The sequence below is a fragment of the Micromonospora yasonensis genome (assembly GCF_026013475.1).
GTDB lineage: Bacteria > Actinomycetota > Actinomycetes > Mycobacteriales > Micromonosporaceae > Micromonospora > Micromonospora yasonensis.
Genome location: NZ_JAPDPH010000010.1, coordinates 51,971 through 64,916, shown reverse-complemented (window position 1 = coordinate 64,916; position 12,946 = coordinate 51,971). Strand labels below are relative to the sequence as shown.

Below are 12,946 nucleotides of genomic sequence, written 5' to 3'. Positions count from 1 at the left end.
TCTTCGCCGCGCCGGGACCATGTGTAACGACCGGCGGCCCACCATCATTCCCGGGGGCACCCGCTAGGACGCCGGGAGCCCGGGCCGCTCTTCATCGGCGCACCCGCTGGGCGGGCGCCCTTCCTCGGCCGTTCACCCGTGTTCAACGACCCCGGCCCACCCACGATTCCGGCCCCGCGATGCCACCGGTCACAACCGGAACCGGACACACCACCCACCAGATACCAGGCCACCCCGGCGTCCCTGTCGAAGCACCGGCCCGCAGGTACCGAGAACGCTCCGGCCCGCCACCACCGCCTACCAGGGCGGAGACCCGGTCAGTGGAACACCATGTGTGTCACCGGAGCCGGGAAACATCCATCACGTTCCACCCACGGCAGCCAGCCCTGCGAAGACCCGACAAACCACCCGCCCAGCCGCCCCAGCCGCCCCAGCCGCCCCAGCCGCCGGCATGTTGATCGACTCAGCGTCCCGCGAACCGGCCTTCCGGTGCGCGCAACTTCGGGGGTTGTCGTCAGCGCCGTCCGTGCCGGGCTCGCAGGTAGTCGGAGACCACGTACTCGCCAAGGTCGTCCAGGTCCGGTGTGAACATCCGGCCCTTCGAGCGCTGCGCCACCGCGTCGACGAAGCGGCGCAGGCCCGGATCGTCACCGAGCATGAACAGGTTCAGCGTGGCGCCGTACCGGGTGAGCTTGTCGACCTCCCGGACCGTCGCCTCGATCGTCTCCGGCAGCGGCGGCCAGTGGAAGTACGCCTCACCGTCCTCGGGGTCCAGGTGAGCGGTGGGTTCGCCGTCGGTGACCACCAGCACCACGGGCTCGGCGCCCGGGTGCCGGCGCAGGTGCCGACCGGCCAGGCGCAGCGCGTGCTGGAGATTGGTGCCCTGCCGCATGTCCGGCTCGACCGCGGCCAGTTCCTGCTGGGTCAGCGTGGTCGCCTCGAGGCCGAAGCCGACGATCTGCAGCGCGTCCTGCGGGAAGCGGGTGGCCATCAGGTGCGACAGGGCCAGCGCCGTCTGCTTCATCGGCCCCCAGCGCCCCTGCGAGATCATCGAATACGACAGATCGACGCAGAGCGCAACCGCCGCCGACGCCCGCCGCTCGGTCTCCACCACCTCGAAGTCCTCGACGGCGAGCTGGACCGGCACCGACGGCCCGGCCCGGCGTACCGCACGGGTGAGGGTGCGCACCACGTCGAGGGGCTGCTCGTCGCCGTACTCCCACTGCCGGGAACCACCGCTCACCTCGCCGGCCGCCCCGGCGGAGCGCAGGTCGTGCTGGCCGCGCGGGCCGGCGGTGAGGTCGGCGAAGACCCGCCGCAGGGCGGAGCCGGCGAGCCGGCGCAACGCCTTCGGGCTGAGGGTCAGCCCGTCCGCGTCCCGGGTCACCCAGCCCTGCCGGCGCAGCTCCCGTTCCAGATCCCGCAGCCGGCGTACGTCGTCCGCGGCGTCCCGGCCCAGCGTGCGGGCCACCGCGTCGACGTCGACGTCGTCCAGCGTGGCGCCCGGGTGCTCCTGGTCGAGCTGGTCCAGCAGCTCGTCCAGCTCGGCGATCTCGCCGAGCGCGCCGGTCGCCTCGCCGTAGCCGAGCGGCTGGTCGCCCCGGATCCGCTCGCCGCGCTGCCAGTTCAGGTCGGGGCGCAGCGCCCGCAGGTGGGCGTCGAGCTGGGACAGCTCGCCGGCCAACTGGTCGCCGAGCGACTGGCGCATCAGCCCGGCCAGTTCCTCGCGCTGCCGGTCCGACAGCGACCGCATCAGCCGCTCGCCGGCCGCCGCCCGCCGGGCCAGTACGTCGATCAGCTCGTCGACGTCCTGGGGCTGCTCCGGGAAGAACTCGCCGTGCCGGCGCATGAACTCGGCGAACGCGTCGGTGGTGTCCTCGGACCGGGCGTGCCGGGCGAGCAGGTCATTGAGGTCGCGCATCATCTCGGCGAGCTGGCGCTGGGTGGCCGGGTCGCCGGCGGCGCGCGCCGCGTCCCGGAGCCCGGCGAAGCGCTGTTCCAGCACCTCGCCGCGCAGTCCGTCGAGGATCCGCTGGTAGGTCTGCCGCGCCTCGTCGCTGGCCCAGTCGTACCCGGACAGTTCCTCTACCGCGCGGGCGGTCGAGCGGGGCAGGTTGTCGAGCACCGCCTCGGCGAACCGGGCGTTGTCGTCGTCCCGCCCGCGCAGTTCCTCCCGCTCGGCCGCGAGGGCCTGGTCGAGCAGGGCCCGGGCACGGGTCACCGCGCCGTCCAGGTCGCCCCGGCGCAGCGCCTCCCGGCGCAGCCGGCGGGCCCGGGCGGCCAGCTCGTCGAGGCCGCCGCGCCCCTGCGGGCCGCGCCGCAGCAGGTCGCGCAGCGCCTCCCGCAGGCTGCCGCCCGCGAGCACCTCCGCGCCGACCGCGTCCACCGCGGCCCGTACGTCGTACGGCGGGGCGAGCGGGTCGGGCCCGCCGCGCCACTGCCCGTACCGGAACCGGTTGCCGGCCACGGTCAGCCCCGGCCGCCGTAGACGGTGCGACCGGACTCGGTGACGTCCTTGCCCAGCCGCCGGGTCAGGTGCAGCCCTTCCAGCGCGAACTCGATGCCGGCGGCGGCCTCCTCCGGGGTGGGCGCGTCGCCCAGGCCGAGCCGGTCGAGCACCTTGGCCAGCCCGGGTACGGTGCCGACCTGGCGCAGCAGTTCGGCGGAGGAGACCAGTTCACCGGTCTCGATCTCGCCGCCCTCGGCGACCAGCGCGGTGAACCCGGACAGGTCCAGCCCGGCCAGCCGGGCCCGGAACGTCTCGGCGGTGGCGGTGCGCAGCAGGTGGGCCAGGACCTCGATCTCCCGCCCCTCCTCGCCGCTCTCGAACTCGACCTTGCCGCGCAGGGTGGAGGTCACCGAGACGGCGTCCCCGACGCGGGCCACCGGGGCCTCGGTGGAGGAGCCGGCGAGCAGGCCGGCGCGGCGCAGCGCGGCCGCGGCGACGGTCTCCGCGGCGGCGATGGCGAACCGGGCGGAGACGCCGGAGCGCGGGTCCACCGACGGCGACTCCCGGACGGCGCGGGCGAACCGGGCGAGGACCTCCAGCACGTGCTCGGGTACGGCGGCGACCAGGTCGGCCTCCTGCCGGATCAGCGCCAGCTCCAGGTCGAGGTCGACCGGGTAGTGGGTACGGATCTCCGCGCCGAAGCGGTCCTTGAGCGGGGTGATGATCCGACCCCGGTTGGTGTAGTCCTCCGGGTTGGCGCTGGCCACCAAAAGCAGGTCCAGCGGCAGCCGCAGCTGGTAGCCGCGGACCTGGATGTCCCGCTCCTCCAGCACGTTGAGCAGCGCCACCTGGATGCGCTCGGCCAGGTCGGGCAGCTCGTTGACGGCGAAGATGCCCCGGTTGGTGCGCGGCACCAGTCCAAAGTGGATGGTCTCCGGGTCGCCGAGGGTACGCCCCTGGGCCAGCCGGATCGGGTCGACGTCGCCGATCAGGTCACCGACGCTGGTGTCCGGGGTGGCCAGCTTCTCGCCGTACCGCATGGAGCGGTGCAGCCAGCCGATCGGCAGGTCGTCGCCACGCTCGGCGACGAGGGCGCGGGAGGCGGGGGTGAGCGGGTGCATCGGGTGCTCGTTGAGCACCGAGCCGGGGAGCACCGGGGTCCACTCGTCGAGCAGCGCGCCCAGCGAACGGATCAACCGGGTCTTGCCCTGGCCGCGCTCACCGAGCAGCACCATGTCGTGGCCGGCGAGCAGGGCCCGCTCGACCTCGGGCAGCACCGTGTCCTCGTAGCCCACGATGCCGGGGAAGCGCTCCTCGCCGGAACGCATCCGGGCGAGGAGGTTGTCGCGGATCTCCTGCTTGACCGTGCGGTAGTGATGTCCGGACGCCCGCAGCTCGCCGAGCGTGCCCGGCAGGTCGGCGGGCAGGGCCGGGGAAACCTGGTGGGAAGCGGTCACCCGGCCAACGCTATCTCGGCCGGGTGACCACGTGCCCACTTCCGGATCACACCCGGGGCAGCGGACCCGGCCAGGGCCGCCGGCAGCGGGCGCAGGCCCCGCGCCGGCGCAGGTGGTACGCCAGGGTGGCCGCGCCCAGCGCCGGCCCCCACAGCGGCCAGAGCAGCATCGGGGCGGTGGCCGAGCTGAACCCCCCGCCCGCCACCTGCCAGAACTCGGGGGCGCCCAGTTCGCCGAGGGTGCCGGCGGTCACCGCGATCGCCACCAGGGTGCCCGGGACGACGGCGAGCAGCGGCGGCACCCGCCGGCCGCCCAGCCGGGGCAGCCAGCGCGGGAAGACCTCACCCCAACGCTGGACGAGGCCGACGGTGAGCACCGCGCCGACCGTGGCGAACGCGCCGAGGCCGGCCCCCGCCCAGACCAGTCCGGTCTCGTGCATCTCGGCGAGGAACTCCCGGGAGATGCCGAGCGGGACGCCCAGCACCCAGGCGAACCGGGTGGCGGCGTACACCAGGGGGATGGCGGCGGCGGTCCACGCCGCCCAGCGGCCCCAGCGGGCGGCGGCCGTCGGGGTGGTCCAGCCGGCCTCGTCGCCGTCCCGGCCGCACGCGGCGCAGGCCCCGGCGGTCCGTCGCTGCCAGGCCAGCACGGCGGCGGCGAGCAGCACCCCGGCGGCGAGGGCGGAGAACTTCGCGGCGAGGGTCCAGTCGAAGACCCGGGCGTAGTCGACGGGCGGCCAGCCGAACGGCGCGCCGATGATCAGCATGGGCAGGTAGCCGAGGGTGACCAGCACCCGCACGTCCGGCACCACCACGGCCAGCACGGCCGCCACGGTCCAGCCGTATCCCAGCAGGAGTGCCCGCAGCGGCCGGGACGGGCGGGCGGTGCCCACCATGGCGAGCGCGGCGACCGCGGCGCCGAGCAGCAGCGCGGCGAAGACCGGCGGGCCGTACCGGTCCGGCAGCAGCCGCAGCAGGCTGGCCTCGCCGAACGAGTCGTTGGCGCCGAACGGGTAGCCGCGGCCGGTGAGCGTGCCGACCAGGGCGAGCACGCCCCACAGCCCGAGCCAGCCGGCGGCCAGCGGGGCGGTCCGGTCCGGGCGGCGCATCGTTGTCGTCGTCATGGCTCCACCCTCGGCCGGGCGGGACCGGCAGGCCTCCCGCGCCGGGAGGGACCGCCTCCCCCGGGGAGGGGACCGGGTCAGCCGGTGGGCACCACGAAACCCGACTCGTACGCGGCGATCACCGCCTGGGTCCGGTCCCGGACGCCCAGCTTGGCCAGCACGTTGCCGACGTGCGTCTTCACCGTCTCCACCCCGACCACGAGCCGCTCGGCGATCTCGGTGTTGGACAGGCCGGTGGACATCAGGCGCAGCACCTCGGCCTCCCGGTCGGTGAGCCGCGCCGCACGCAGCCCGTCCCCGCCCCGGCCCCCGTACGCCCCGACGAGCTGGCGGATCGCCGCCGGGAAGAGCAACGACTCGCCGGCCGCCACGACCCGGATCGCCTCCACCACCTCGGCCGGGCGGGCCCGCTTGAGCAGGAAACCGCTGGCCCCGGCGCGGAGCGCGTCGTAGACGTACTCGTCGTTGGCGAACGTGGTGATCACCAGGACCCGGGGCGGGTCGGCGGAGGCGGCGAGCAGCCGGCGGGTGGCCTGGATGCCGTCGATGGCCGGCATCCGCACGTCCATCAGCACCACCCGGGGCCGCAGCCGGGCCACCAGCGGCGGCACCTCCGCGCCGTCCGCCGCCTCGCCGACCACCCGCAGATCGGGCTGCGCGTCGACGATCGCCCGCAGCCCGACCCGGATCAGCTCGTCGTCGTCGACGATCAGCACGTCGATGGTCACCCGGACTCCCCTCTCGGCACCGGCAGCGAGGCCCGTACCCGCCAGCGGTCGCCGTCCGGGCCGGCGTCGAGCCGCCCGCCGAGCAGCAGCACCCGCTCCCGCATGCCGTCCAGGCCGCGCCCGCCGCCGCGCGGCCCGGTCCCGCCGCGCAGCCCGTTGACCAGCTCGATCTCCAATGCTTCGTCGGGTACGTCGACCCGCACGGTCACCCGGCCGCGGCCGTGCCGGGCCGCGTTGGTCAGGCCCTCCTGCACGATCCGGTAGCCCTCCCGGGAGACCGCCGCCGGCAGCTCCCCGACCGCGCCGCTGACCTGCGCGTCCACCTCCAGCCCGGCGGCCCGGGTGTCGGCGACCAGCCGGTCGAGCTGGCCGAGCGTACGCTGCGGCGCGGTGGGCACCGGCTCCCCGTCGCTCTCCCGGAGCAGCCCGAGCACGTGGTCCAGGTCGTCCATCGCGTGCCGGCTGGTCTCCTCGATGGCCCGCAGCGCTCGCCGGGTGAACTCCGGGTCGACGTCGAGCAGCTCGCGGGCGGCCCCGGCCTGGAGGGTGGCCACGGTCAGCGCGTGCCCGACCGAGTCGTGCAGCTCCCGGGCCAGCCGGTTCCGCTGGGCCAGCCGGGCGGCCCGGGCCTCCAGGGCGGCGATCCGCTCGCCCTGCGACGGGCCGAGCAGGACCGGGGCCATCGACGCGGCGAGCGCGCCCAGCCCGGCCACCGCGTACCCGAGCGCGACGAGGATCGCCGCCCCGGCCAGCGCCGCGCCGGCCGGGTTGTCGACGGTGAGCGGACCGAAGCCGTCGTCCGCGATCGCGCCGGTGTCGATGCCGAACTGGCCGGCGAGGAAGACCAGCGCCATCGGGAACGCGCTGATCGCCGCGAACAGCACCAGGCCGCCGCTGATCAGGTGCAGGGCGAGCCAGAGCGCGGCCCGCAGCCGGGTCTCCCGGTCGATCCGGTGGCCCACCGCCGGCTCGGGCAGGTCGACCGCGAGCAGCGCCCGGGCGGCGGCGATCTCCAAGGCACGGCTGCCGGCGAGGAACACCGGCACCGCCGCGATCGCCACCCCCACCAGCAGCAGCCCGAACCCCAGCGGACGGGGCACCTGATCGTTGCCGAGCAGTTGGACGAAGGCCACCGCGAGCAGCGCGTACGGCAGCGCGAGCACCCCGCCGAGTAGCAGGAAGACCCCGCGCCGCCAGGTGCTCCCCCGCACCAGCGGCGCCAGCACCCCCCGGACCCTCACCCGCCCATTCTGCCGCCGGCGGTCACCCCACCGACTCCCCCACAACGGGGAGATCCCCACCTGCGGAGGGATCAAGCCTGACCGCCCGGAGCGGGCCGGGCTGCCCGGAAACCCACCCCGACGCAAGAGGCTCAGCGATGATCAGCCACGTACCGGGACGGGTCCTTGTCCAGGAACGGCAGATTACGCCCGTTCTTGTGCTCGCCGTAGAACGTGAGCCACCGCGCCCCCAACTCCGCCCGCAGCTCGACGCTGGCGTGCCGGCGGAAGTCGGGCAGCGCCTCGTCCTCCTCCTCGGCCAGGTGCTCGCTGTTCTCCCGGCGAGCCCGCCACACCGCCGCCCACCAGGCATCCGAGCCGACCTCGTGCTCCTTCGACTCGGCGATCGCGTCCCGGATCTTGTTGTGGTCGCCGATCGCGTCCTCGGTCTCGTCTTCGCCGTCGTCGCCGTGCTTGACCAGGTGCGGGTAGAGGATCGCCTCCTCCGCCTCGGCGTGGATGTCCAGGTGCAGGGCGAGCGCCTCCCAGACGGCGAGCAGCTCGGTCGGGTCGCGGGCGTCGTCGAGCCGGGCGAAGCCACGCCGGAAGGCGGCGTGGTCGTCGAGGATCAGTGCGGTGATGTCGTCCATCGCGGTCACCTTCCGGTTCGGGCACGGATCAGCTTGGGTACGGCGGCCAGCCCGGTGACCGGGCGGAATCCGCGAGCCGCGGTACGCAGGGTGGCGTACTCGTCATCGGCCAGGTCGATCTCGGCGGCGGCCGCGTTGCGCTCCAGCTGCGCCACGCTCGACGCGCCGGGGATGGCCACCACGTTGGGGTGGCGCAGCAGGTACGCCAGGGCGATCTGGCTGGGCGTGGCGTCGTGCGCGGCGGCCACCTCGCGCAGGGTGCCGATCAGCTCGGTGGCGCGGGCCAGGTTCTCCGGCAGGAAGTACGGGTTGGCCCGGCGGATCGCCCCGCTCGGCAGATTGTTCGCGTCGTAGCGGCCGGAGAGGAAGCCCTGCCCGAGCGGGCTGTACGCGATGACGATCCGGCTGGCCTGCTCCGCGTACGGAATCAGGTCCTCCTCGGGGCCCCGGTCGATCATGCTGTAGCGGACCTGGTTGCTCAGCACCCGGCGACCGAGGGCGGCCTCGGCGAACCGCCACCGGCGCAGGCTGTAGTTGCTGACCCCGACCTCGCCGACCAGCCCGACGTCCTGCAGGGCGCGCATGCCGCGCATGGTGGTGGTGTCGGAAACCACCGGGTTGGGCTGGTGGACCTGGTAGAGGTCGATGCTGCTGACGCCGAGCCGGGCCGCGGAGGCGACCGCCCGCTGCTGCACCACCGAGGCGACCGGCAGCACCGGGAAGATCTTGCTGGCCACCACCACCTTGGCCTTGTCCTCGCCGAGCGCCGCGCCGAGGATTCGCTCGCTGCGCCCGAAGCCGTAGATCTCGGCGGTGTCGAAGAGGGTGACGCCGAGATCGAGCGCCCGCCGGACGATGTCCGCCGCGCTGCGCTCGTAGTCGCGGCCGTACCCCCACTCCCGGGACCCGAACTGCCAGGTGCCCAGGCCGATCTTGGAGATGGGCTTGGCGGTGTCGAGCTGGACGAAGCGCATGGCCTCGAAGCTACCCAAGACGGGGGTCCGGCACGCCCGTTCCGGGTGCGTAGGCACACTGGCCGGGTGGGTCCGCGGTGATCTCGGGGCCGACTAGGGTCGGGGCGTGACCTACCTCGCCGCTGATCAGCGTTACGACTCGATGCCGTACCGGCGCACCGGACGCAGCGGGCTGCGCCTGCCCCCGATCTCGCTCGGCCTCTGGCACAACTTCGGTCCGGACCGGCCGTACGAGCGGCAGCGGGACATCGTCCGGCGCGCCTTCGACCTCGGCATCACCCACTTCGACCTGGCCAACAACTACGGCCCGCCGCCCGGGGCGGCGGAGGAGAACTTCGGCCGGATGCTCGCCACCGACCTGAAGCCGTACCGGGACGAGCTGGTCATCTCCAGTAAGGCGGGCTACCTCATGTGGCCCGGACCGTACGGGGAGTGGGGCTCCCGCAAGTACCTGATCTCCTCGCTGGACCAGTCGCTGCGCCGGATGGGGCTGGACTACGTGGACATCTTCTACTCGCACCGGTTCGACCCGGACACCCCGCTGGAGGAGACGATGGGCGCGCTGGACGCCATCGTCCGCTCCGGCAAGGCCCTCTACGTCGGCATCTCCAACTACAACTCGGAGCAGACCGCCCGGGCCGCCGCGATCCTGCGCGACCTGGGCACACCGCTGCTGATCAACCAGCCGTCGTACTCGATGCTCAACCGCTGGACCGAGGCCGACGGGCTGCTGGACACCCTCGAAGAGGTCGGCGCGGGCTGCATCGCCTACAGCCCGCTGGCGCAGGGCCTGCTCACTGACCGCTACCTGGGCGGCATCCCGGCGGACTCGCGGGTGCGGACCAGCGTCTTCCTCAGCGAGAGCGACCTGACCGAGGAGAAGATGGCCACCATCCGCGGGCTGGCCGAGATCGCCGATCGGCGCGGCCAGAGCCTGGCCCAGCTCGCCCTGGTCTGGGCGCTGCGCGACCCCCGGATGACCAGCCTGATCATCGGGGCCAGCAGCGTGGCCCAACTGGAGGGGAACGTGGCCGCGCTGGCCAACCTCGACCTGTCCGCCGAGGAACTGGCCGAGATCGACCGCCACCTGGGCTGAGCCGGTCGCGGATACGCGGGTCGGCAAGGGTTCGACGGCGGGCAGGACGTCCGGGTGCCACCGCCGGCCCGGGGCACCGGCGGGTCACCGGGCCGCCCGGGTCTGCTGGCCGAACGGACGGTCGGGGCGGCGGCGGACCGGTGTCGCCCCCTACAGTGACGGGCACCCTGTGATCTAGGAGCGTGCTTGTGTCCGAGCCGCCGTCGGCCCCAGACGCCCCGCGGACCGCCCCGGCGGCCGGTCCCGCGCCTGCTGACGTCCCCGCCGACGTCACGCCGTATCTGCTCGTCATGCCCACCGTGGACGGTGCCCCGCCGGGCCTGGTGTGGCCCGGCCCGGAGGGCCAGCCCGCCTGGGCCATCCCGGTCTCGGTTCCGCCCGGCACCCGCGGCTACGCGCTCTTCCTGCCGCTGGTGCCGGCGGACGAGGCCGCGCCGGCCGCCGCCCCCGGGCCGTCGACCGCGCCCCGGGTCCTGGTGCCCCCGCCCGGCGTTCCCGCCCAGTCGGCCGCGCCGGCCGTGGAAGCCACCGCGCCGACGACCAGGCCGCCATCGACCTCGGCCGGCACCACGCCGGCCCCGGCCACCGGGGCACCGGCGCCGACCGGTCCGGCTTCGGCCACCGGCAGCCCGGCCTCGACCGGCGGCACCCCCGCGCCGGCCACCGGCGCCGCGGCCCACCTGCCCGCCGCCACGGGCGGCGCCGGACCGACCGCCACCGGATCCGCCGGCTCGGCCACCGCAAGCGGGCCGGCCGGTCAGCCGGAGCACACCGGCACCTCCGCTGCCGGTCCCCGCGGGACGACCGCCGAACCGCCGGCGCCGGCGGCAGCCGCCACGGGCGTTCCTGCTGGTGGCGCGCCGATCCCGGCCGCCCGGCCGCCCGGCACCGCACCGGTCGCCGGCCACCCGCACCCCGCGCCGCCGCCCTGGCAGACCTTCCCGCCGCAGCCCGAGAGGCCCTGGGCGCCCCGCCCGGCCGTACCCCGGACGTCGTTCCTCGGCGCCCGCTGGCCCGGGCCGAAGCAGGCCGCCGGCCGGGCGGTCCCGCTCGGGGTACTGGCCGGCGCGCTGGGCACGGCGTTCTTCGTACCGCTGGGCCGGGTCGGCATCGGCTGGTTCCTCGGCTGGCTCACGCTGACCCTCGGCGTGGTGCTGGCGGTACGACGCCGGACCGCCGAGCTGCCCCGCACCGAGCGACTGATCCGCGGTGGCTGGGCGGCGGCGGCCCTGACGCTGCTGGCCGTGCTGGCCTTCCGCAACGCCTGGTGGCTGGTGACCTTCTGCGTGCTCGGCGCGCTGGGCTGCGCGACCCTGGCCATCGTCGGCGGACGACTCGTGCGCTCGATCCTGTTCGGCCTGGTCGCGACGCCCTTCGCGGCGTTCCGTGGCCTGCCCTGGGTACGCCGACACATCACCGCATCCCCGGACGCCGGGATGGTCCGCCGGATCGCCGGCTCGGTGGTCGCCACCGTGGTGGTGCTGCTGGTGTTCGGCACGCTGCTCTCCTCGGCCGACGCCGCCTTCTCCGAGATCCTCGGCGCGGTCGGTCCGGAGACCACCGACTTCGGCGCGGTGTTCCGCGGGATCTTCCTGGCCGCCGTCGGTGGGCTGACCGCGGTCGCGGCGGTCTACACCTTGGCCGCCCCGCCCGACCTGTCCACGCTCGACAGGTCGAGCAACCGTCGTTTCGGCCTGTTGGAGTGGGCCCCCGCCATCGGGGCGCTGACGCTGCTCTTCGCCGGCTTCGTCTTCGTGCAGTTCACCGTGCTCTTCGGCGGCCAGCGGCACGTCCAGAAGGTCGCCGGACTCAGCTACTCCGAGTACGCCCGCAGCGGCTTCTGGCAGCTGCTCTTCGTCACCCTGCTGACCCTGGCCGTGCTGGCCGGGGTGAGCCGTTGGGCCAGCCGGGAGCGCGCGGCCGAGCGCACGATGCTGCGCGTCCTGCTGGGTCTGCTCAGCGCGCTCAGCGTGGTGATCGTCGTATCGGCATTGTCCCGGATGTGGACCTACCAGAAGGTCTACAGCTTCACCGGTGAGCGGATCTTCGTGATGGCCTTCGAGCTGCTGCTCGGGGCGGTCTTCCTGATGATCCTGGCGGCCGGCGTCCGGTGGCAGGGGCGGTGGATCCCGGGCAGCACCCTGGCGCTCGCCGTGGCGATGCTGCTCGGCCTCGCGGTGCTCAACCCCGAGGACTACGCGGCCCGGCGCAACATCGTCCGGTACGAGCAGACCGGCAAGATCGACGCCTGGTACCTGCGCGCCCTGTCCGCCGACGCCACGCCGGCGCTGAGCGAGCTACCCGATCCGGTACGCCGCTGCACGCTGAGCTGGATCGCCAAGGACCTGAATGAGTCCGACCCCTGGTACGCCTGGAACCTGGGCCGGTACCGGGCCCGGCAGACCCTCGACCGGCTCGGCACGGGCGCCATCGGCGGCCCGAAGGACTGCCGGAAGGCCGACCAGTTCGATCTGCCCAAGACCCGGAGGTGATCCGGACGGGCCGCACGACCGGTCGTCGTGCGGCCCCCCGGCCGACGTGAGGTCAGGTCGCCCTCAGCGGGCGCCGCAGCGCTCCTCCCACATCCCTCGGGTCATCTCGTACTCGACCTCGCCGAGCTCCGCGCCCGGCAGCGGGTCGTCCCAGCTCGGGTGATACGTCCGCACGTACCGCATGCCGACGGCCTTCATCACGCCCTGGGAGCCGGTGTTCACGGTCATCGTCTGCGCGATCACCCGACGCTGCCCGACGGTGTCGAAGGCATGCCGCAGCAGGGCCCGGGACGCCTCGCTGGCCAGGCCCTTCCGCCAGTACCGCCGGACGAGGCGATAACCCAGCTCCGCGACGGTCGGGTCATCCGGCTGGTCGGGGCCGTGCGCCGGGGGCAACATCAGCAGCCCGACGAACTCCCCCTCCTTCGCAGGCGCCGGTGACGTCGAGCCGGGTGCCGCGCCGGCGGACCCGAACGCCATCCAGTAGCCCAGGCCGTCCACCTTCCGCGCCAACGCCATCCGCTGTGCGTGCGCGGCGACCACCTCGTCCCTGGACCGCGCCCGACCGAAGAGATAGCGGAGCACCTCCGGGTCGGAGTCGAGCTCGATCTCCAGTTCGAGGTGCCGGTCGGCGAGGGGGACCAGCAGCAGACGGTCGGTACGCAAGATCGGCTGGGGCACGGGGGCCACGATCGCATGACAGCGCCGACGGTGCGATCCGATTTGTCGCGGCCGGGCCGCACCGGTGTGGCCCGGT

The 12,946-nt window shown here is 74.4% G+C and carries 10 protein-coding genes; 2 read left to right on the top strand and 8 right to left on the bottom strand.

The genetic code is table 11. The features are described 5' to 3' along the window. Positions 1-514: 514 nt before the first annotated feature. The 7 genes from ONA70_RS04355 to ONA70_RS04325 all read right to left on the bottom strand — a co-directional run bounded on the left by ONA70_RS04355 (position 515) and on the right by ONA70_RS04325 (position 8,601). On the bottom strand, positions 515-2,467 hold the full coding sequence (locus ONA70_RS04355; protein WP_265005018.1) for a VWA domain-containing protein: 1,953 nt from the start codon (positions 2,465-2,467) through the stop codon (positions 515-517). A gap of 2 nt (positions 2,468-2,469) precedes the next feature. Next, complete coding sequence (locus ONA70_RS04350; protein ID WP_265005017.1) at positions 2,470-3,906, bottom strand: sigma 54-interacting transcriptional regulator; 1,437 nt, start codon at positions 3,904-3,906, stop codon at positions 2,470-2,472. A gap of 46 nt (positions 3,907-3,952) precedes the next feature. Continuing rightward, positions 3,953-5,029, bottom strand: a complete 1,077-nt coding sequence (locus ONA70_RS04345) for a hypothetical protein (protein WP_265005016.1) — start codon at positions 5,027-5,029, stop codon at positions 3,953-3,955. A 77-nt stretch (positions 5,030-5,106) separates the two neighbouring features. Beyond that, the gene (locus ONA70_RS04340) at positions 5,107-5,757 is read right to left on the bottom strand and encodes a response regulator (RefSeq protein WP_265005015.1); all 651 of its coding nucleotides are present in this window, start codon (positions 5,755-5,757) and stop codon (positions 5,107-5,109) included. Next, entirely contained in the window at positions 5,754-6,998 is a 1,245-nt protein-coding gene (locus tag ONA70_RS04335) for a sensor histidine kinase (protein ID WP_265005014.1), read from the bottom strand. Before ONA70_RS04335 ends, ONA70_RS04340 begins: the two co-directional genes overlap by 4 nt. 131 nt (positions 6,999-7,129) lie before the next feature. Then, complete coding sequence (locus ONA70_RS04330; RefSeq protein ID WP_265005013.1) at positions 7,130-7,627, bottom strand: hemerythrin domain-containing protein; 498 nt, start codon at positions 7,625-7,627, stop codon at positions 7,130-7,132. A 5-nt stretch (positions 7,628-7,632) separates the two neighbouring features. Continuing rightward, the gene (locus ONA70_RS04325; protein ID WP_265005012.1) at positions 7,633-8,601 is read right to left on the bottom strand and encodes an aldo/keto reductase; all 969 of its coding nucleotides are present in this window, start codon (positions 8,599-8,601) and stop codon (positions 7,633-7,635) included. A gap of 106 nt (positions 8,602-8,707) precedes the next feature. On the opposite strand from ONA70_RS04325, the gene mgrA reads away from it, so the two are divergent. After that, entirely contained in the window at positions 8,708-9,697 is a 990-nt protein-coding gene (mgrA, locus tag ONA70_RS04320) for an L-glyceraldehyde 3-phosphate reductase (RefSeq protein ID WP_265005011.1), read from the top strand. A gap of 290 nt (positions 9,698-9,987) precedes the next feature. After that, the gene (locus tag ONA70_RS04315; protein ID WP_265005010.1) at positions 9,988-12,189 is read left to right on the top strand and encodes a DUF4153 domain-containing protein; all 2,202 of its coding nucleotides are present in this window, start codon (positions 9,988-9,990) and stop codon (positions 12,187-12,189) included. Between the two features lie 63 nt (positions 12,190-12,252). On the opposite strand, the gene ONA70_RS04310 is transcribed toward ONA70_RS04315, so the two are convergent. Further along, positions 12,253-12,870, bottom strand: coding sequence for a GNAT family N-acetyltransferase (locus tag ONA70_RS04310; RefSeq protein WP_265005009.1), 618 nt, complete (start codon positions 12,868-12,870; stop codon positions 12,253-12,255). Positions 12,871-12,946 lie beyond the last annotated feature (76 nt).